This window comes from Streptomyces sp. NBC_01352 (assembly GCF_036237295.1).
GTDB classification, from domain to species: domain Bacteria; phylum Actinomycetota; class Actinomycetes; order Streptomycetales; family Streptomycetaceae; genus Streptomyces; species Streptomyces plumbiresistens.
In genome coordinates this window covers 7,814,513-7,835,409 of sequence record NZ_CP108354.1, presented here as the reverse complement: position 1 = coordinate 7,835,409, position 20,897 = coordinate 7,814,513, and the positions used below count along the sequence as shown (strand labels likewise).

Here is a 20,897-nt window from a genome sequence, read left to right as displayed (position 1 = left end):
GACCCCGGGTCGGGGTCTGCCCCACCAAAGGTAATGCCCTTGTCAGGAAACCGGGGAGAATACCGTCACGGTCCGCCCAGGAACCGTGAAGGTGCCCGATATCCGGTCGTAGGACGAGGACTTGACGACGGAGTCGGCACCCGACGCCTGCACCGGGTGCAGGCGGTAGCCGGTCCCGGCGAGCGGACCGACCCGCTGCTCCTGCGCTGTCGGCGTCGCGTTGAACACGACGACCAGGTCACCGAGCTCCATGGTGATCACGCCGGGCGTCTCGTCCTTCCCGGACAGCGGGAAGGAGAGCTTCGACTGCACCTGACCGGCCGTGTCGAGGGAGAAGTCCCGCTCCGTCGTCCGGATCTTCAGGAGGTCCCGGTACGCCGCCGAGGCGCCCTCGATCTGCGGGCAGCCGACCTTGATCGCACTCAACAGGGGTTTGGCGTACGGCCACTTGGACGCGTTGTCGGCGGCCATCGGCAGCCCGCGCCCGAAGCCGTTGCCGTCCTCGCAGTTCCAGTGGACGGCGTTGAACCAGTCGCCGCTGTCGTAGGAGTTGCGGTCCAGCGACTTGGAGCGCAGCAGGTCGGTGCCCGCCTGGGAGAGGGCCGGGCCCTGCGAGAGGGTGGCCGTCGCCATGGCGAGGACCTGCATCCGGGCGCGGTCGGCCGCGGACGTGCCCGCGGGCAGCTTGAAGGCCAGCGCGTCGAACAGCGTCTCGTTGTCGTGCGCGTCCGCGTAGGCGAGGGCGTCGCCGGGCGCGTCCGCGTAGCCGGCGGGGGCGCCGTTGTAGTCGACCTCGGCGCCGGTGACCTCCTTGCCGTCGGTGTCGGTGAAGGTGAAGCCCTTGAGGTTGCCGGAGAGCCCGACCTTGATCAGGTCCTGGTAGTGCAGGAGGCGGGCCTTCTGCTGTTCGGGCGTCCCGTTGTCCGAGGACGCGTTGGGGTCGGTGTACAGGCCGGACGCGAAGCCCTGGACGCCCGGGTCCTCGTCGAAGGGGCCGCCGCCGCGCACGGCGTCACGGGCGCGGTCGGAGAAGGTCGCGACTCCGGTGCCGGCCATGTTCTTCTGCGTGGCCTGCGTGAAGCGGGCGTCGTCGGCGACCTCGCCGAAGTTCCAGCCCTCGCCGTACAGGATGATCTTCTTGCCGTCGACGCCGTCCTCGGCGAGGGTGAGCGCGTCGAGGGCCTTCCGGACGGCCAGGATGTTGGCCTTCGGGTGGTGGCCCATCAGGTCGAAGCGGAATCCGTCGACCTTGTACTCCTTGGCCCAGGTGACGATCGAGTCGACGACGAGCTTGCCCATCATGGCGTTCTCGGTGGCCGTGTTGGCACAGCAGGTGCTGTTGGCGACCGAGCCGTCGGCGAGCAGCCGCTGGTAGTAGCCGGGGACGATCCGGTCGAGGACGCTGGTGTCCGCCTGGCCGCTCGCGGCCGTGTGGTTGTAGACGACGTCCATGACGACCCTGAGGCCGTCCTCGTTCAGCGCCTTGACCATCTCGCGGAACTCGACGGTTCGGCGGGTGCCGTCCGGGTCCGTCGCGTACGAACCCTCGGGGACCGTGTAGTGGTAGGGGTCGTAGCCCCAGTTGTAGGCGTCCTTCGCGGCGACGGCGGAGACGCATTCCTGCTGCCGGTCCGAGTCGGCCGGGTAGGAGGCCAGGTCGCAGTCGACACTCACCTGGTCGGACTTCTTCTCGGGGATGGTGGCGATGTCGAAGGCGGGCAGGAGGTGCACGTACGAGGTGCCCGACTTCGCCAGCTCACGCAGGTGCTCGGAGCCGTCGCTGTCCTTGTCGGTGAAGGCGAGGTAGGTGCCCGGGTCGGCCGCCGTCCTGTCCGCGACGGAGAAGTCCCGGATGTGCAGCTCCTGGATCTGCGCGTCCTTGAGGGGCACGGCCTTGGGCTTGGCCAGCGAGGACCATCCCTTGGGGGCGAGGGAGCCGTCGTCGAGGTCGACGACCAGGCTGCGCTCCGAGTCGGTGGTCAGGGCGAGGGAGTAGGGGTCGGTGACCTTGTTGGTGACGACCTTGCGGACACTGGGCGCCCAGACCGTCACGGCGTACCGGTAGGCCTTGTTCTTCCAGGACTTGGGGCCGGTCACGGACCAGACTCCGGTGGTGGCGTCGCGCTTCATGGCGACCGTGGAACCGTCGAGTTCCAATGAGACCTTCTGCGCGGTGGGCGCCCAGACCGCCAGTGTCGGGCGGCCGTTGCGGAACGTCGGCCCGAGCTCCGCCTTCGTCGCCGCGGGGTACAGGTCGTCGAGGACGCCGGCGATCTGGACGCCCGTCGCGGCGAGCACGGCGCCGTTCGCGGCCCGCTGGGAGGCGACGACCTGGCCGCTCAGCGCACCGCGCACCCGGTCGCGGTCGCGCGGGTCGACGGACCAGGCGGTGTGGTCCTTGAGGTGCGGGAACCTGGTCTTCTGGGCGTCGGTGAGGGCGGCCTTGGAGAGGCGCAGCCACTTGGCGTCTCCGGTCAGCGTGCCCTTGTCGACGGCGATCGAGCCGTCGCGGGAGTACAGCAGCTGTGTGGAGGCGGCCGCCTCGGAGCCGTTCCAGGCAACCGTGTTCCGGTCGATCCAGACCGCCTTGGAGGTGGTCAGGTCGAGCGCGGCGGCGGAGCCTGCGGGCTGCGGGAGCAGGTACTTCTCCTGGCCGCTCACCAGCCACACCTCGTGGCCGTTCGCCGTGAGGTCGAGGGACTGGTCGGTGGGCAGGTCCTTCTCGTCACCCTTGTGGATGATGTAACTGAGGCTGCCGGCACCCTCGTTGAGCGGTACCTCGAAGACCGCGCCATAGGGGTCGGTCTTCACCGGCTTCAGAGGGTTCGACCAGTCGGTGGGGTTCGCGGCGCCCGTCCAGACGTGCAGCCCCCAGCCGTCGTAGTTCCCGTCGGCGCGGTGGTAGTGCAGGACGGCCTTCGTCTTGTCCTGCGCCGGGTAGTCGGGCCGCTCGGTCTGTACGGCCTCCTTGCCCTGCTCGATCCAGATCTCACCGGTCTTGGTGACATCGATCGTGCGGTCGGCGGAGACGTCCTTGGTTCCGTCCTTGTCGATGACGAGGAAGCCGACGTTCGAGGCGCCGGGCTTCAGCTTGACGTAGGCGAAGGCGCCGTACGCGTCCCGCCCGATGAAGGGATGGCTGTCGGGCCAGTCGGTCGACTCGCCGTCGGCGAGGTCGCCCCAGGCGTACAGGCCCCAGTCGGCGTAGTCGCCGTCGGTGCGCTTGTAGTGGACGACCGCGTAGTCGCGGGAGGAGGCGGAGGGGATCTCCTCGGCGGGCGGGGTGCCGGTGACGCTGTCGGCGGTGGCGCTCGCCGTGCGGCCGGCCGAGTCGACGACAACCGCCTTGTAGCGCAGGGCCGTTCCGGCCGGGACGTCCTTGCCGAGGGTCTGCGTGACCTTGTACGGGGCGTGGTCGGCGGAGCCGAGGGTCTGCCACTTCCCGTTGCCGACCTGGGCGGCGAAGACGACCCGGTTGAGCTGACCGCCGTCCACGTCGGCGGTGACCTCGACCGTGCCGGTGGCGCCGGTGGCGGGGGCCTTGAGGGTGATCGTCGGCTCGGTGGCGGGCCGGGCGAGCCTGCCGGCCGCCTTGAGGACGATCGCCGAGCCGGCCGGGACGGTGACGGTGATCTTCTTGTCGGCGTCCGACCTGACCGTGCTGTCGGTGCCGTGGATCCCGCGGAACGCCATGTCCGCCGAACCGGTCGGGAAGGTCGCCTGCTTCGCCTCGTCCGCGTTGTTGACGGCCACGACGTACTCGACGCCCGTCTGCGCGTCCGTGCGGGAGAAGGCGTAGACGCCGGAGCCGTCGGCCGCGTACCGCTGCGTCTGTACGCCGTCCGCGAGCGCCGGGTTGTTCTTGCGGAGCTTCGAGAGGGCGGCGAGCTGACGGTAGAGCGGTGCCGTCGTGTCGTACGCGTCGTCCGCGTGCGTACGGTCGGTGCCGAGCTGGTCGTCGTCGAGGTAGTCCTCGGTCTTCGAGGCGAACAGCGTCTGGCGGGCGTCCTTGTCGCCGCCCGCGCCGGTGAAGCCCTGTTCGTCGCCGTAGTAGACGACGGGGTTGCCGCGGCTGAGGAACATCAGCTCGTTGGCGAGCCTGTCCTTGGCGAGCAGCTCGGCGTCGGTGGCCTTCGGATTGTCCTGCTTCAGGAAGTACCCGATGCGCCCCATGTCGTGGTTGCCGAGGAAGGTGACCTGCTCGTACGCGTTGGCCTTGTCCGTCGTGTACTTGTAGTCGTCGCCGAAGACCGCGGCGAGCTTTTGCGCGCTGCCGCCCTGGGAGGCGTACTGCCGGGCCGCCTCCTGGAAGGGGAAGTCGAGCGTGGCGTCGAGGCGGCCCTCGGTGACATACGGCGAGGTGATCGACGTGTCGGCCGAGTACACCTCGCCGAACATGAAGAAGTCGTCGCGCCCTTGTTTGGCGGCGTAGGCGTCGAGGGCGGTGGCCCACTGGGTCCAGAACTCCGTGTTGACGTGCTTCACGGTGTCGATGCGGAAGCCGTCGATGTCGAAGTCCCGCACCCAGCGCTGGTAGATCTTCTCCATCCCGCTGACGACCTCGGGCCGCTCGGTCCACAGGTCGTCGAGGCCGGAGAAGTCGCCGTTCGTGGAGCTCTCGCCGGCGAAGGTGGAGTCGCCGCGGTTGTGGTACATCGTCGGGTCGTTGAGCCAGGACGGGACCTTGACGCTGCTCGTGACCTTCGGGGTGCGCGGGAAGGAGTCGGCGTCGACCGGGGGGAAGTCCTCGGTGCCGTCCGCGTAGTCGGCGTCGTCGAAGGGCTTCCCGTCCTTGGTCAGGTACGGGAAGGCGCCCTTGGAGAGGTAGTCGTAGGACTTCTCCTCGTAGTCGACGACGTCGGCGGTGTGGTTGGTGATGACGTCGAAGAAGACCTTCATGCCCTTGGCGTGCGCCTTGGAGATGAGGGTCTCGAGGTCCTTGTTGGTGCCGAAGTGCGGGTCGACCTGGGTGAAGTCGGTGATCCAGTACCCGTGGTAGCCGGCGGAGGCGTTCGTGCCCTCGCCCTGCACGGGCCGGTTCTTGAAGATGGGGGCCATCCACAGGGCGGTGGTGCCGAGGCCCTTGATGTAGTCGAGCCTCTTGGTCAGGCCCTTGAGGTCGCCGCCCTGGTAGAAGCCCTTGTCGGTGGGGTCGTAGCCGGTGCTTAGGCGGGAACCGGTCAGGCCGCCACGGTCGTTGCCGGTGTCGCCGTTGGCGAAGCGGTCCGGCAGGACGAAGTAGAACTGCTCACGGGTGGCGTCGTGCCGGGCGGGCTCGGCGGCGAGCTTCGCGTCGGACGGCGGTGGGGGCGGGGTGTCCGCCCGGGCGGCCAGGGGCTGGACGAGCGCCGCGACCAACGCGGTCACGGTGACCGCGGCGACCCGGCCGGCCTGGGCAGTACGGCGCCTGGGCGCCGTCCATCTCGGTATCACGGACGTGGACTCCTTGCGATGACGGCTCTCTTGGGTCCGACCCCGCGCGACCGTATCGCCGAGGAAAGGCTTACAGCAAGAGTCCTGAAACTTCTGGTAAGAACTTTCAGCAGGTCGACTTGCCCGCATAGATCGCCAGGGCCGTGTTGGCGCCCAGCGTCGCGGTGAACTGACCGCTCGAACTGACCGTCACCGCCGTGTTGTTCTGCACGTTGCAGTACGTCCCCGCCGGCAGCGAGGTCTGGTAGGTGCGGCTCAGGCTGCCCGACTCGTGGTTGATGGCGACATAGCCCTTGGCTCCCCGCCCGAAGGCGATGGCGTCGCCCCCGTTGTCCCACCAGTTGGTGAGCGACTCGCCGCGCACAGCGTTGCGGAAGGCGACCATGCGCCGGAGCTCCGGCCAGGCGTGCTGGCACTTCCAGCCGTCCTGCCAACAGGCGTTCACCGCACCGTCGTTGGGTGGCCCGGCGTCGGTGTCGGAGAACTCGTAGCCGGAGTTGATGTCCGGGGCGCCGTACGGGTGGGCGAGCATGAAGACGTTGGCCAGCGTGTAGTTGGCGCCGTCCTTGTAGCTGAGCGTGGAGCCGTTGCGCTCGGTGTCGTGGTTGTCGACGAAGACACCGGAGACCGAGCTGTTCATGTAGCCCCAGCCCTCCCCGTAGTTCTTCAGGTAGGCGAGGTTCTCGCTGTTGAAGACCCGCTTGAGGTCGTAGGCGTAGCGGAACTCCTGGACGTCGCCGTTGCCGGTGTACTCGGTCGGCTGGACGGCCTCTCCGCTGCCGTGAATGACCTCCTGCTTCCAGTACACGGACGGGTTGCTGAGGCGCGACTTGATGTTCGCCAGGTCGGCCGCCGGGATGTGCTTGGCCGCGTCGATGCGGAAGCCGTCGACGCCGTACCCGAGCAGGGAGTTCAGGTAGCCGGCGATCGCCGAGCGGACGTAGGTCTCGCCCGTGTCCAGGTCGGCGAGGCCGACGAGTTCGCAGTTCTGGACGTTGGTGCGGTTGCCGTAGTCGCTGATCGTGGCCGTGCAGTCGTCGAAGTCGTAGGAGGAGTACAGGCCTGGGTAGGTGTACTTCGAGTACGACGAGCCGCCCGTGCCGGTGCCGTTGCCCGCCGACATGTGGTTGACGACCGCGTCGACGACGACCTTCACACCGGCCGCGTGACACGTGTCGACCATGCTCTTGAAGGCGGTGGCGTCACCGAGCCGGCCGGCGATCCGGTAGCTGACCGGCTGGTACGAGGTCCACCACTGGGAGCCCTGTATGTGCTCGGCGGGCGGGGAGACCTGGACGTAGCCGTACCCGGCCGGGCCGAGGGTGTTGGTGCACTCCTTCGCCACCGAGGCGAAGTTCCACTCGAAGAGGACGGCGGTGACGTCCTTGGTGCCGGGCGGCGCGGCCTGTGCGGGGCCGGCGGGGGCGACGAACGCGGCGGCGCCTGCCATGAGGGCGCATGCTCCGGCGAGGGCTCTTCTGGCCATGTGGGGACCCCTTCTCCATTGAAGGTTCTTGCTGAAAGCTTGCAAAGCCGTGTGGTGTCGCAGATCGTAGAGGCCCGCCTCCCCAAGCGGAAGGCGGGCCTCTGAAAAAACCGGAAAATCCTTGCGGGGAACGTCAGTTGGCCGTCCACCACACGGTCGTGTCCGCCGGCAGCTTCGCCTCGCCGTCCGTCTCGGCGATCTCGCCGCTGGCGAGGAGCACACGGCCGTACGCCGGAGTCGTGACCGACTCGCCGCTGGTGTTGGCGACACACACGAACTCGCCACGCCGGAAGGCGAGGACGCCCTCCGGAGCCTTCAGCCACTCCACACAGTCGCCCGCGCCGAGGTCGGGCTGTTCGCGGCGGGCGGCGAAGGCGGCGCGGTACAGCTCCAGGGTGGAGCCGGGGACACCTGTCTGGGCCTCGATGCTCAGCTCGCCCCAGCCCTCCGGCTGCGGGAGCCAGCTGCCGCCGCTGCCGAAGCCGTACGACGATCCCTCGCGCGTCCACGGGATCGGCACCCGGCAGCCGTCGCGGAAGCCGTCCTGGCCGGCGCCCCGGAAGTACGCCGGGTCCTGGCGCACCTCGTCGGGCAGGTCGACGACGTCCGGCAGGCCGAGTTCCTCGCCCTGGTAGACGTACGCCGAGCCGGGCAGCGCCAGCATGAGGAGGGTCGCGGCCCGCGCCCGGCGCAGGCCGAGTTCGCGGTCGCCCGCCGTGCGGATCTGGGTGCCGAGGCCGGGCGGGTTGGCGAAGCGGGTGGCGTGGCGGGTCACGTCGTGGTTGGACAGGACCCAGGTGGCGGGGGCGCCGACCGGGCGCATCGCCTCCAGGGTGCGGTCGATGACCGTCCGCAGTTCCTCGGCGTCCCACTCGGTGCTCAGGTACTGGAAGTTGAAGGCCTGGTGGAGCTCGTCCGGGCGGACGTAGTTGGCGGTGCGCTCGACCGTCGGGGTCCACGCCTCCGCCACGAAGATGCGCTCACCCGCGTACTCGTCGAGGATCGTGCGCCACTGCCGGTAGATGGCGTGCACGCCGTCCTGGTCGAAGAACGGCATGACATCGTTGCCCAGCAGCTTGAGTTGCTCGTGGGATCCGAGGTCGGGGAGGCCCTCCGCCTTCACCAGGCCGTGGGCCACGTCGATACGGAAGCCGTCGACGCCCATGTCGAGCCAGAAGCGCAGGATGGAGCGGAACTCGTCGCCGACGGCCGGGTGATCCCAGTTGAAGTCGGGCTGCTCGGGGGCGAAGAGGTGCAGATACCACTCACCGGGCGAGCCGTCCGGTTCGGTGACGCGGGTCCACGCCGGGCCGCCGAAGATCGACTCCCAGTCGTTGGGCGGGAGCGCGCCGTTCTTCCCCTTGCCGGGCCGGAAGTGGTAGCGGTCCCGCAGCGGCGAGCCGGGGCCGTCCGCGACGGCCCGCTTGAACCACTCGTGCTGGTCGGAGGAGTGGTTGGGAACCAGGTCGACGATGATCCTGAGGTCCAGGTCGCGGGCGGAGCGGATCAGCGCGTCGGCGTCGAGGAGGTTGCCGAACATGGGGTCCACGGCCCGGTAGTCGGCGACGTCGTAGCCGGCGTCGGCCTGCGGGGAGGCGTAGAAGGGGCTGAGCCACACGGCGTCCACGCCGAGGTCGCGCAGGTACGGCAGTCGGGAGCGGATGCCCTCCAGGTCGCCCATGCCGTCGCCGTTGCTGTCGGCGAAGCTGCGCGGATAGACCTGGTAGATCACCGCGTCCCGCCACCAGTCGCGGCGCTTGGCGACGGTGGCGACGGCGGAGTTTTCGGCCGGGTCGGCGGAGTGCTGGCTCATGGCGTCCTTGATACGTAAAGGAGTTTCGGTCATGGAGGCTTACGTGCGTGGGGCAGGGCGGGTGACGAGGCGGCCGCGGTGACAGCGGGGTCGGATAGTCACCGCGGCCGCCACCCGCGCGGTCAGGCGCGCGGGAGTCCGGTCGGAAGGGGTTAGCCCTTCGTGCCGCCCGCGGTGAGGCCGGTCACCAGGTTCTTCTGCACGAAGTAGAAGAACGCGGAGACGGGTATCGCGATCAGCACCGCGGTGGCGGCCATGAGATTGCGCTGCGCGTCGTGTTCGCTGACGAAGGTCTGCAGTCCGACGGCGAAGGTGTACTTCGTGTCGGACAGCATGAACGTCGCGGCGAACGCGACCTCTCCGAAGGCGGTGAGGAAGCTGTAGAAGGCGGCGACCGCCAGGCCCGGCTTGGCGAGCGGCAGGATCAGTCGCGCGAACGTGCCGAAGGGGGTCAGCCCGTCGACCCGTCCCGCCTCGTCGATCTCGAACGGGATGGTGTCGAAATAGCCCTTCATCAGCCATGCGCAGTACGGAACGGTGGTCGTGCAGTACACCAGGATGAGCCCAAGGTAGCTGTCGATGAGCTGCAGTTCCGAGAGGATCTGGTACATCGGCACCATGAGTACGGCCACCGGGAACATCTGCGTGACCAGGAGCACCCACATGAACTTCCGGTAGCCCGGGAAGCGCATGCGCGACACCGCGTAACCGGTGGTCGCGGAGATGACCACACCGATGAGTGTGGTGCCGAGGGTGACGATCATCGTGGTCTGCAGCCAGTCGAAGAACTTCGTCTCCTGGAGCACGAACGTGTAGTTGTCGAACGTCATCTTCCCCCAGATGCGTCCGGGATGCAGGTAGTCGTCCTTGTCCGGGCCGAGGGACAGGAACACCAGCCAGGCGACCGGGAAGAGCGCGATGAGGCTCGCGGTGATCAGGATGCCGTGGGAGGCGAGGCGGACGGCGGGGGTGCTCTCGCCGCGCTTGGTGGCCCTGCGCGGCGCGGGCGCCATGGAGTCCTCCTTGTTCGCCGCGGCGGAGGTCTCGGCGGTGGTCGTACTCATGGGGACTCCTGCCTCAGATCGCGAGCTGCTGGTCATTGCGGTTCAGCCAGCGGCGGTAGAAGGAGGTGAAGACGATCAGGATGGCCAGCAGCAGGATGCCGTAGGCCGCCGACTGCGCGAAGTCACGCGGCTGCTGTCCGAAGCCGAGGTAGTAGGCCCAGGTGACGAGGATCTGCGCGTCGGGGGCGGTGTTGCCGAACAGCAGGAAGATGATCGCGAACTGGTTGAAGGTCCAGATGATGCCGAGGAGGACGACGGTGGAGCTGACGGACCTCAGGCCCGGCAGGGTGACGTACCGGAACTTCTGCCAGGCGGTGGCCCCGTCCATCTCGGCGGCCTCGTACAGCGAGGTGTCGATGGACTGCAGGCCGCCGAGCAGCGACAGCATCATGAAGGGCACCCCGCACCAGGTGTTGACCATGATCGCGGAGAACCGCTGCCAGAAGGTGTCCTCCAGCCACAGCGGTGTCGGCAGGTGGAGGGTCTCCAGGAAGGAGTTGATGATCCCGCCGTCGGCGAGCATGAACCGCCAGCCGAAGACGGTGACGAAGGTCGGCACGGCCCACGGCAGGATCAGGACCAGCCGGTAGAAGGTGCGCCCGCGCAGCTTCTGGTTGAGCAGCAGGGCGAGGCCCAGGCCGATCGTGTAGTGCAGGGTGACGCAGAGCGCGGTCCAGACGATCGTCCAGATGAAGTGCGACCAGAAGCGGTCGTAGGCCGTGTCGCCCCACAGGATGTCGGCGTAGTTGTCGAGGCCGATGAACTTGTAGGTGGCGTCGATGTGGTTGACGCCGATCGTGCGGGCGGTGTTGAGGCTGTTGGCGTCGGTGAGCGTGAGGTACAGGCCGTACGCCAGGGGGTACAGCACGAGGACGCCGAGGACGACCACCACGGGGGCGATCATCGCGTACGCGTACCAGTGCTTCTGATAGCCGTGCCGCAGGCGCCGGCCCAGCCCGGACTTCGGCTCGCGGTCACCGCGGCGCTTGCCGGTCGCGCGGTCGATGGCGACTGTCATTGGTCCGACACCTTCTTCGACACCTTCTTCGGCACCTTCTTCAACACTTCTTCGACACCTTCTGGAAGATCTTCGGCCCGCACGGCCCGCACTGCCTGCTCACAGGCCGGTGGCCGCCGGATCCCTCCCCCGGTTCGCGGGGGATCCGGCGGCCACTCGGGGTCACTTGCTGAAGTCCGGGACCAGCTTGGCGATCGCGGTCTCGGCGGTGCCCAGGCCCTTGTCGAGGGACGTCTTGCCCCCGGCGATCTGCGGCAGCTCGGTGTCCAGCGGGCCCCACAGGGAGCTGTACTCGGGCAGCGCCGGGCGCGGCTGGGCGGCGGGCAGGACGCCCTGGAAGCCGGCGATGCCCGGGTCGGCCTTGACCTCGGCGGTGTAGGCGTCGTCGCGGGTCGGCAGCGTGGAGTTCTTCAGCGCGATGCTCGCCTGGGACTTCGCGGAGGTCATGAAGTTGACGAACTTCAGGGCCGCCTTCTGGTGGGCGGAGTCCGAGCCGGCGTACACCGAGAGGTTGTGGCCGCCGGTCGGGGCGCCCGCCTTGCCGGTGGAGCCGGCCGGGACGGTGGCGATGCCGAGGTTGTTCTTGTCCTTGAAGGCGGTGCCCTTGTAGAAGTTGGTGATCTCCCACGGGCCCTGGATGATCGAGGCGACCTTGCCGCTGACGAACGCCTCCTGGATGTGGGCGTAGGCGTCGGCGGTGGTGTCGGCCTTGTGCAGGCCCTTGCCGTCGAACAGGCTCAGCCAGGTCTCGTAGCCCTTCTTGGCGGGCGCCGAGTTGACGGTGATCTTCTTCGCGGCGGCGTCGACGGTGTCGGTGCCCTCGCCGTAGAGGAAGGTCTGCGCGTAGTAGGCCTGGGTGGAGCCCCAGTAGCCGTCGACGCCGGTCTTGTCCTTGATCGTGGCGGCGGCCTTCTTCAGGTCGTCCCAGGTCTTCGGGGCCTCGACACCGGCCTTCTCGAAGAGCTCCTTGTTGTAGACCAGCGCGAGGGTGTCGGTGACCAGCGGCACGCCGTAGGTCTTGCCGTCGTACTTGGCCTGCTCGATCAGGTTGGGCTGGAACTTGCTCTCGTCCGCGAGGGCCTCGGTGCCGTCCAGCGGCAGGAAGTAGCCCTTCTTCGCGAAGGCGGGGGTCCAGCCGACCTCGGAGCGCAGGAGGTCCGGGGCGCCCTTGGAACCGGCGGCGGTGTCGAACTTGTTCTGTGCCTGGTCGAAGGGCACGTTGACGTACTTGACCTTGACGTCCTTGTTGGCGGCCTCGAACTCCTTGATCAGGGCCTGGTACGTGGGCGCCTCGTTGGTGGCGTTGGAGGTGTCCCACCAGGTGATGGTGACCGGACCGTCGGCCGAGTCGCCGCCGTCACTTCCGCCGCAGGCCGTCGCCGCGAGGGCGAAAGACGCCACCAGCGCGGTGGCCGCTATGCCACGCCGCATGAGTTCTCCTTGAGGGTGAAAGCCCGTGTGCTCACAGAAGACGGCCCCGTCTGCCGCCCCTGTCGACTTGCCGACTGCGCCGTTGCCGCCGCCGGGCGTCGCCGAACGTAACAGCGATGTAAGCGGGTACGAAAGACCTTGCAGCAAAAAAGTGCAAGAGAGCTCCGAAGTTATCCGTGCGTGACCCGAGAGCGACCGCCGTGAGACGCTTGTTTGCGGCCGTCGAGCAGATGGGACGGGTTGTGCAAGACTCTGCAAGCTCTTGCCATCACTTTCACGAGGGAGCGCGATGACCCAGCAGCCCGGACCGGGCCGGCCAACAAGTCGCACACGGCGCCGGATTGGTGTGCAAGGCGAGACCTGGCCGGTACAGTCCACCCCTGTGACCACACGGCTTGCCGACATCGCTGCTCAGGCGGGGGTGAGCGAAGCGACCGTCAGCCGCGTCCTCAACGGCAAGCCGGGCGTCGCCGCCACCACCCGCCAGTCCGTGCTGGCCGCCCTCGACGTCCTGGGCTACGAACGCCCGGTGCGTCTGCGGCAGCGCAGCGAAGGCCTCGTGGGCCTCATAACCCCCGAGCTGGAGAACCCGATATTCCCGGCACTGGCCCAGGTCATCGGCCAGGCACTGACCCGGCAGGGCTACACGCCGGTGCTCGCGACCCAGACCCCGGGCGGTTCCACGGAGGACGAGCTGACGGAGATGCTCGTCGACCGCGGCGTGGCCGGCATCATCTTCGTCTCCGGTCTGCACGCGGACACCTCCGCCGACATGCAGCGCTACGAGCAGCTGCGCGCGCAGGGCGTGCCGTACGTGCTGGTGGACGGCTTCTCGCCGAAGGTGCAGGCCCCGTTCATCTCCCCCGACGACCGGGCGGCGATGACCCTGGCGGTCACGCACCTGGTGTCGCTGGGCCACACGCGGATCGGCCTGGCGCTCGGTCCCAAGCGGTTCGTGCCGGTGCAGCGCAAGATCGAGGGCTTCGTCCGCACCATGCAGGACCTGCTGGGTCTGGGTACGGAGGCCATCGAGACGGAGTTCGTCCAGCACTCCCTCTACACCCTCGAGGGTGGCCAGGCCGCGGCCACCGCGCTCATGGAGCGTGACTGTACGGCGGTGGTGTGCGCGAGCGACATGATGGCGCTGGGCGCGATACGGGCGGCCCGGCAGCGCGGCCTGGACGTCCCCAAGGACATCTCCGTCGTCGGCTTCGACGACTCCCCCCTGATCGCCTTCACCGACCCGCCGCTGACGACGATCCGCAAGCCGGTCCCGGCGATGGGACAGGCAGCGGTCCGCACCCTCCTGGAGGAGATCGGCGGGACGCCCGCACCCCACAGCGAGTTCGTGTTCATGCCGGAACTGGTGGTGCGCGGTTCGACCGCCTCGGCTCCCGGGGAACGCGGACGCCACTGAGGTCGCACGGCTCGTGACGCCCGGGGCGCTGCTCGTTCTCAGGGTGGAGAAATCGACCTTTCCGCAGTGCGCTGGTAGGAGGTTCCAGGGGTCTTCCGGGCGTAGAACGTGCGGCCCGGACCCGACCGGGGGATGATCGGCGGGGGAACGCTTTTCTGGCAGACTCTGTGCCTATGACTGAGACGACCGTGACGACGCAGGAAGGGCCCGACGAGGCCGTTCCGCAGCCCGTCACGGCCGGGCCCGGGCCGGGTCTCCTCAACCGGCTGCGCGCCCCGCGTCGGCCCCGCCTCTGGTTCGAGATCCTCTTGATCGCGGTGAGTTACTGGACGTACTCGCTGATCCGCAACGCGGTCCCGGAGCAGCGGGCCGAGGCGCTGCGGAACGCCGACTGGATCTGGAAGGTCGAGCACCAGCTCGGCATCGCCGTCGAGGAGTCCGTCAACCACGGCGTGAACTCGGTGACTTGGCTCATCGTCGGGATGAACTACTACTACGCGACCTTGCACTTCGTGGTGACGCTGGGTGTGCTCGTGTGGCTCTACCGCAGTCATCCCGGCCGCTACGCAGCGACCCGCCTCGTGCTCTTCGCGACCACCGGTGTCGCCCTGGTCGGTTACTACCTGTATCCGCTCGCCCCGCCGCGGCTGATGAACGGCGGCGACTTCGTCGACACCGTCATGGTCCACCAGACGTGGGGCTCGATGGCCTCCGGCGACCTGAAGAACATGTCGAACCAGTACGCCGCGATGCCGTCGATGCACATCGGCTGGTCCCTGTGGTGCGGTCTGACGATCTTCGCGCTGGCGTCGGTGCCGTGGGTGCGGGTGCTGGGCCTGCTCTACCCGACGGCCACGCTGGTGGTCATCGTCGCCACCGCCAACCACTTCTGGCTCGACGCGGTGGGCGGCATGGTGTGCCTCGCCTTCGGCTTCACGGTGGCGCGGGTCTGGTACGGGGCGCTGCCGTACCAGCTGCCGAAGCTGGTGCCGGCCCGCGGCGGACCCTTGCCGCCGAAGCCGAAGAAGGCCTGGGCAGGCTCTTAGGGCCTGTCCGGCGGATCAGGTCGCAGACGCGGGGGGGGCAGTGACATCAGCCGCTCCGCGGCGGGCGCCGATCTGCGGCGTTGTCGTCGGTTGCCGATTCCCCCACTCTCGACTTCGCTCGAGCGGGGGGACCCCCATCGCATCGACGCCCTCCTCCGCCTTGCAGCTCGACGCTCCCCCACGCTCGAACAACCTCGCGCGGGGGGACCCCCATCGCCCCCGCTCACCTGCGTCGATGAGGCGCCGCCGATTTCCTGCGACCTGATCCGCCGGACAGGCCCTGGCCCGCCGCCTCCCGCAGCGCCCCGATGAACGCCTCCAGGGCCGGCTGCGGCGGGGCCGTCTCCCGTACCGCCGCGTGGATGCTGCGCACGGGCTCCGGGCGCCGCACCGGGCGTACGACCACGTCGGGATGGCGGCCGCCCAGGCCCAGCCGTGGGATCAGGCTGACTCCCAGGCCCGCCGCCACGAAGCCCTGCGCGGTCACGTAGTCCTCGCTCTCGACCACGAACCGCGGCCGGAACCCGGCGGCCTCGCAGGCGTGGAGCTGTGCGTCCAGGCACGGTCCGGGCCACTCGCTGCCGACCCAGGGCTCCTCGGCCAGCTCGGTGAGCGCCACCGACCGCCGCGCCGCGAGCCGGTGCCCCCTGGGGAGGACGGCGAGGTAGGGGTCGTCCAGCAGGTGCAGCAGTCGTACGCCGTCACCCCCGGCCCTCTCCCCCACCACCAGCGCCAGATCCGCGCGCCCCTCCCGCACGTCCGGCAGCGGGTCCTCGGGGTCGGTCAGCCTCAGCTCGACCTGTACGCCGGGATGGTCGGCCCGCAGCCGCGCCACCGCCGGGGCGACCAGCGAGGCACCGGCGGTCGCGAAGTACCGCACCGACAGCCGGCCCGTGCGCCCCGCCAGCAGGTCGGCGAGGGCGGTCTCCGCCTCGGCGACCTGCCGGCCGATCGTGTCCGCGTACTCCGTGAGCAGCAGCCCGGCCGCCGTGGGCCGCACTCCTCGCCCGACCCGTTCGAGGAGCTCGGCCCCGGCCTCCTTCTCCAGCGCGGCGACCTGCTGACTGACCGCGGACGGCGTGTAGCCGAGCCGCGCGGCCGCCGCGGTCACCGATCCACAGGCCACGACGGACCGCAGCACCTGCATACGCCTCACATCCAGCATGCAGTACAGCTTAACGGTGCATGCACAATACTTCACTTGTCCTTACGATCCCGTTGGCGGACCGTGGGGGCATGCAGCGCTCCTCCACCGTCCGCATGGCCGTGCTCGCCCTCCTGTGGGGTTCCGGCTTCCTGTGGATCAAAGTCGCCCTGAACCACGGCCTGTCCCCGGCCCAGATCACCATCGCCCGGTGCGCCCTCGGTGCGGCGGTCCTGCTCCTGCTCGCCCGCTCGGCGGGCCAGCGCCTGCCGCGGTCCCGCTCGACCTGGAAGCACCTGGTCGTCGCCGCCTTCTTCTGCAACGCGCTGCCCTTCGCCCTGTTCAGCGTCGGCGAGCAGACCGTCGACTCCGGTGTCGCGGGCGTCCTGAACGCCACCACACCGCTGTGGGCACTCCTGATCGGCCTGCTCCTCGGCACCGACCGGGCCCTGCGCCCCGTACGCCTGACCGGCCTGTTCCTCGGGTTCGCCGGGACGCTGCTGATCTTCGCGCCCTGGCACCGGTCCGGGCTGCTGAGCTGGGGCGCCCTGGCGCTCCTGGCCGCCGCCGTGAGCTACGCCGTGGCGTTCGCGTACATGGCCCGCAAGCTCACCGCCGGCCGGGATCCGCTCGCCGTCTCCGCAGCCCAGCTCCTCACCGCGACGGCCTGGAGCGCCCTGGCCCTCCCGGCCGCGGGCCCCCTCGACACCGACCTCACCGGACTGCTCGCGATCGCCGCACTCGGGGTCCTCGGCACGGGCGTCACCTTCTACCTCAACTACCGGCTGATCGCGGACGAGGGTCCGACGGCGGCCGCGACGGTCGGCTATCTGCTGCCCGTCGTCTCGGTGTCGCTGGGCGCGCTGCTCCTGGACGAGAACGTGGGGCCGCGAGTGCTCGCCGGGATGGCGGTCGTGCTGGTGGGGGTGGCGCTGACCCGCGGGCGGCGGGCGGCCGGGACAGTGGTGAGCGTCCCGGCCCCGAAGGCCTACGCCCCGTAGAACAGCTCGTCCACCACGCCCCGCGCCCGTCGTGCCGTACGCCGGTAGTCGTCGAGCATGTCGCCGACGTGCCCGGGGCCGTAGCCCAGGTACCGCCCGACCGCGCCCAGTTCGCGGGCGTCCGAGGGGAAGGTGTCGCCGGCGCGGCCGCGTACGAGCATCACGGCGTTGCGTACGCGGGTGGCCAGGACCCAGGCCTCGTCGAGGGTCCCGGCGTCCTCGGCGGAGAGGAGGCCGGCCGTGCGGGCGGCGGCGAGGGCGGCACGGGTGCGGGTCGTGCGCAGGCCCGCGACCCACGCGCCGTGCCGCATCTGGATGAGCTGCACCGTCCACTCGACGTCGGACAGGCCGCCGGGCCCGAGCTTGGTGTGCAGCTTCGGGTCGGCGCCGCGCGGCATCCGCTCGGACTCCATCCGGGCCTTCAGGCGCCGGATCTCGCGTGCGGCGTCGTCGCCGAGGCCGGCCGCCGGGTAGCGCAGCGGATCGATCAGCTCGATGAAGCGGCCGCCCAACTCTTCGTCCCCGGCGACCGGTTCGGCCCGCAGCAGGGCCTGCGACTCCCAGCCGAGGGACCAGCGGCGGTAGTAGGCCTCGTAGGAGTTCAACGTCCGTACGAGCGGGCCGGACTTGCCCTCCGGTCGCAGGTCGGCGTCGATCAGCAGGGGCGGGTCGGCGCTGGAGATCTGGAGGAGGCGGCGCATCTCGGAGACGACCTTGTTGGCCGCCTGGGAGGCCTCGCGTTCGTCGACGCCGTCGCGCGGCTCGTGCACGAAGAGGACGTCGGCGTCGGAGCCGTAGCCGAGTTCGTGGCCGCCGAAGCGGCCCATGCCTATGACGGCGAACCGGGTGGGCAGGGTGTCCCCCCAGCCGTCCCGGACCACCGCGCGCAGCGTTCCCGAGAGGGTGGCCGCCGTCAGGTCGGAGACCGCGCCGCCGACCCGGTCCACGAGGGCGCCCTGGTCGGCCTCGACCGGCTGGGACTCGGTGCCGTAGGAGCCGACGATGTCCGCGGCGGCCGTCCGGAACAGCTCGCGGCGGCGGACACCGCGCGCGAAGGTGACCGCCTGCACGGCGCCGTCCGCGCGGCCCACCGCGGCGAGGATCTCCTGCTCCAGGGCCGCCCGGTCGCGCGGCTCCAGGCCGCCCGCGGCGCCGTCCCCGAGCAGCGCGACCGCCTCGGGCGCGCGCATCAGCAGGTCGGGGGCGAGGCGTCCGGCGGACAGGACGCGGGCGAGGTTCTCGGCGGCGGCGCCCTCGTCCCTCAGCAGCCGCAGGTACCAGGGTGTCTTGCCGAGCGCGTCCGACACCTTGCGGAAGTTGAGCAGCCCGGCGTCCGGGTCGGCCGAGTCGGCGAACCAGCCGAGCAGGACCGGCAGGAGCGTGCGCTGGATGGCCGCCTTGCGGGTGACCCCGGACGCCAGCGCCTCCAGGTGCCGCAGCGCCGCCGCCGGGTCCGCGTACCCGAGCGCGACCAGCCGTTCGCGGGCCGCCTCGGGGCTCAACCGGGTCTCGCCGGGGGCGAGTTGGGCGACCGCGTCGAGCAGGGGGCGGTAGAAGAGCTTCTCGTGCAGCCGCCGTACGACACTGGTGTGCCGCTTCCACTCGCGGGTCAGCTCGGCGACCGGGTCGGCGCGCAGGCCGAGGGAACGGCCGAGGCGCCGCAGGTCGGCCTCGTCCTCGGGGACGAGGTGGGTGCGGCGCAGCCGGTAGAGCTGGATGCGGTGTTCCATGGAGCGCAGGAAGCGGTAGGCGTCGTCGAGCTGGACGGCGTCGGACCGGCCGACGTAGCCGCCGGCGGCCAGGGCCTGCAGCGCCTTGAGCGTGGTGCCGCTGCGGAGCGAGACGTCGGCCCGCCCGTGCACCAACTGCAGGAGCTGGACGGCGAATTCGACGTCCCGGAGGCCGCCGGGGCCGAGCTTCAGCTCGCGTTCGATCTCGGCGACGGGGATGTTCTCCACGACGCGGCGACGCATCTTCTGCACGTCGGTGACGAAGTTGTCGCGCTCGGCGGCCTTCCAGACGAGGGGTTCGAGGGCGGCGACGTACTCCTCGCCGAGTTCGATGTCGCCGGCCACCGGGCGGGCCTTGAGCAGGGCCTGGAACTCCCAGGTCTTGGCCCAGCGCTGGTAGTAGGCGAGGTGGCTGGAGAGCGTGCGCACCAGCGGACCGTTTCTGCCCTCGGGCCGCAGATTGGCGTCCACGGGCCAGATCGAACCCTCGACGGTGGTCTCGGAGCAGATCCGCATCAGGTGCGAGGCGAGCTTGGTGGCGGCCCTGACGGCCTTGCCCTCGTCGGCGCCCTCGGCGGCCTCGCCGACGAAGATGACGTCGACGTCCGAGACGTAGTTCAGCTCGTGGCCGCCGCACTTGCCCATCGCGATGACGGCGAGCCGGCACAACGCCGCGTCGTCGGGCGCCGCCGCGCGGGCGATGGCGAGGGCGGCGCGCAGGGTGGCGGTGGCGAGGTCGGCGAGTTCGGCGGCGGTCTGCGCCAGGTCGGTGGTGCCGCACACGTCCCGGGCGGCGATGGACAGCAGGCAGCGGCGGTAGGCGACGCGCAGGGCGACCGGGTCGGCCGCCTCGGCCAGTCCCCGCTCGAACTCCTCCACCCCGGGATGCAGATCCCGCGGCTCGTACATGACGAGGGCGTGCCAGTCGCTCGGGTGCCGGGCGAGATGGTCGGCGAGCGCGGCGGAGGCGCCGAGCACCCCGAGCAGCCGGTCGCGCAGCGGCTTGGCCGCTATCACCGTGTCGAGCAGTTCCCGGCGGGCGGTGGGCGCCGGCTGCGCCTCCAGCAGCCGTACGAGACCGTGCAGGGCCAGGTCCGGGTCGGCGGTCGCACCCAGCGCCTCCAGCAGGACCGGGTCGTCCCGCACATGCGCGAGCTCCACGCTGTCCAGGAGCCGCTCGGCGGCGGAGGGATCGGTGAAGCCGTGCCGCAGCAGCCGCGTGAAGGTACTGCTCCTGCGCCCCGGCGCCGTCATATCCGGCCTCCTGTCGGATCAAGGTCGTACGAGGCCGAGCCTAACCGGAGAAGCCGGGGGAAGCGCCGGGGCGCCGGAGCGGTTTCAGCGGGTCACGGTGACCGTGGACGGGCGCCGCGGGTCCACCCGCACGGTGTCGCCCGGCTGGTGCGTGCCCTCGCCCGGGGGCAGGGCGAGCGGCACCAGGACCTGTCGTACGGTGCCGGGGCGACCTCCGCCGGGCAGCGAGGCGTACTGCACGTCGAGGCACTGCTTCCGCAGCCGCGCCAGCGCGGTCCCGACGGGCGTGCCCGCCGCCACCTCCGGGAGGACCACACGTCGGTCGGTCCAGCGGTCGAGGTGCGCGCACGCGCGGTCGTCGGGCGGCGGTGCGGGTTGTCCGGACCGACCCCCGTGCGGTCCGGACAGCGTGAGCCGGGTGCGGTCCCCGGGAGCACTGTTCGTGGTGTCGATCCGGATCGTGTCCCGGCGCAGCCACTGCAACGGGTGCCCGTCAAGGTCGGCACGCACCCAGCTCCCGGTGTCGACGAGGTACCCCGTTTCGACCGCCGGCTCCTCGGGCGGCGGCATCAGGCGGGCCCGCCCGCGCGAAGCCCGCTCCGTGACCGCCTGGGGCCAGTGCCGCAGGACCACCAGCAGGCTGCCGGCGGGCCGGGGGAAGGCGTGGGCACGGCCGGCGGTCACCGGGTACGCGCCGGCCGGCCTGACCGCCGTACGGGAGGTGCCGGAGAGCTGGACGTCGCCGCGGGAGCCGAGCGTGAAGGACGCGGTGGAGAACGTGGAGAACACAGTGTCGTCGTCCGTCCCGGCGGAAGCGGTGGGGGCCGTTCCGCCGCACCCGGTGGCGAGCAGGCCGGCGGCCACGGCGGCGGCGCCCGCGGCGAGGGCCGCGGGGCGGTGGGGATGGGCGCGCCCGTCCTGGGGGCGCGGGTCGGAACGCAGGTGGAAACGCAGGTGGGAACGCCGGTGGGAACGCATGGGACGACTCCGTCCGGTCCGGCGGCCGGAGTGGCCGCATGTGTCGACAGTGCTCGCGTCAACGGCCGTAGCCCATTCGGCA

At 70.2% G+C, this 20,897-nt stretch carries 12 protein-coding genes; 3 read left to right on the top strand and 9 right to left on the bottom strand.

Annotation, left to right across the window (positions count from 1 at the left end; all coding sequences use genetic code 11):
* Positions 1-42 precede the first annotated feature (42 nt).
* From pulA to OG252_RS36055, 6 genes are all read right to left on the bottom strand, one after another.
* Positions 43-5,433, bottom strand: a complete 5,391-nt coding sequence (gene pulA, locus OG252_RS36080; RefSeq protein ID WP_329341454.1) for a pullulanase-type alpha-1,6-glucosidase — start codon at positions 5,431-5,433, stop codon at positions 43-45.
* A gap of 106 nt (positions 5,434-5,539) precedes the next feature.
* A complete protein-coding gene (locus OG252_RS36075) occupies positions 5,540-6,919 on the bottom strand; it encodes an alpha-amylase (RefSeq protein WP_329341452.1) in 1,380 nt (459 codons plus the stop codon).
* A 133-nt stretch (positions 6,920-7,052) separates the two neighbouring features.
* Positions 7,053-8,732, bottom strand: coding sequence for a glycoside hydrolase family 13 protein (locus OG252_RS36070; protein ID WP_266440567.1), 1,680 nt, complete (start codon positions 8,730-8,732; stop codon positions 7,053-7,055).
* A gap of 152 nt (positions 8,733-8,884) precedes the next feature.
* Complete coding sequence (locus tag OG252_RS36065) at positions 8,885-9,796, bottom strand: sugar ABC transporter permease (protein ID WP_266440565.1); 912 nt, start codon at positions 9,794-9,796, stop codon at positions 8,885-8,887.
* Between the two features lie 13 nt (positions 9,797-9,809).
* On the bottom strand, positions 9,810-10,814 hold the full coding sequence (locus OG252_RS36060) for a carbohydrate ABC transporter permease (protein ID WP_266440563.1): 1,005 nt from the start codon (positions 10,812-10,814) through the stop codon (positions 9,810-9,812).
* Between the two features lie 162 nt (positions 10,815-10,976).
* Entirely contained in the window at positions 10,977-12,245 is a 1,269-nt protein-coding gene (locus OG252_RS36055; RefSeq protein ID WP_266440560.1) for an extracellular solute-binding protein, read from the bottom strand.
* Positions 12,246-12,627: 382 nt separating this feature from the next.
* Between OG252_RS36055 and OG252_RS36050 the strand changes: the two genes are divergently transcribed.
* Positions 12,628-13,662 (top strand): LacI family DNA-binding transcriptional regulator, encoded by a 1,035-nt coding sequence (locus tag OG252_RS36050; protein WP_266440557.1) that lies wholly within the window; start codon positions 12,628-12,630, stop codon positions 13,660-13,662.
* A 173-nt stretch (positions 13,663-13,835) separates the two neighbouring features.
* Positions 13,836-14,708, top strand: a complete 873-nt coding sequence (locus tag OG252_RS36045) for a phosphatase PAP2 family protein (RefSeq protein WP_329341448.1) — start codon at positions 13,836-13,838, stop codon at positions 14,706-14,708.
* A gap of 223 nt (positions 14,709-14,931) precedes the next feature.
* Here the strand turns inward: OG252_RS36045 and OG252_RS36040 are convergent, their stop codons facing one another.
* Entirely contained in the window at positions 14,932-15,873 is a 942-nt protein-coding gene (locus tag OG252_RS36040) for a LysR family transcriptional regulator (RefSeq protein WP_266440551.1), read from the bottom strand.
* 71 nt (positions 15,874-15,944) lie between these two features.
* On the opposite strand from OG252_RS36040, the gene OG252_RS36035 reads away from it, so the two are divergent.
* A complete protein-coding gene (locus OG252_RS36035) occupies positions 15,945-16,853 on the top strand; it encodes a DMT family transporter (protein ID WP_266440548.1) in 909 nt (302 codons plus the stop codon).
* Here the strand turns inward: OG252_RS36035 and OG252_RS36030 are convergent.
* Both OG252_RS36030 and OG252_RS36025 read right to left on the bottom strand, forming a co-directional pair.
* Positions 16,841-19,837: a bifunctional [glutamine synthetase] adenylyltransferase/[glutamine synthetase]-adenylyl-L-tyrosine phosphorylase gene (locus OG252_RS36030; protein ID WP_329341445.1), complete on the bottom strand. Its 2,997-nt coding sequence runs from the start codon at positions 19,835-19,837 to the stop codon at positions 16,841-16,843. The two genes, OG252_RS36035 and OG252_RS36030, sit on opposite strands and share 13 nt — an antisense overlap.
* A gap of 84 nt (positions 19,838-19,921) precedes the next feature.
* Positions 19,922-20,815 carry a hypothetical protein gene (locus OG252_RS36025; RefSeq protein WP_329341443.1) on the bottom strand — a complete coding sequence of 298 codons (894 nt, stop codon included), beginning with the start codon at positions 20,813-20,815 and terminating at the stop codon, positions 19,922-19,924.
* Positions 20,816-20,897 lie beyond the last annotated feature (82 nt).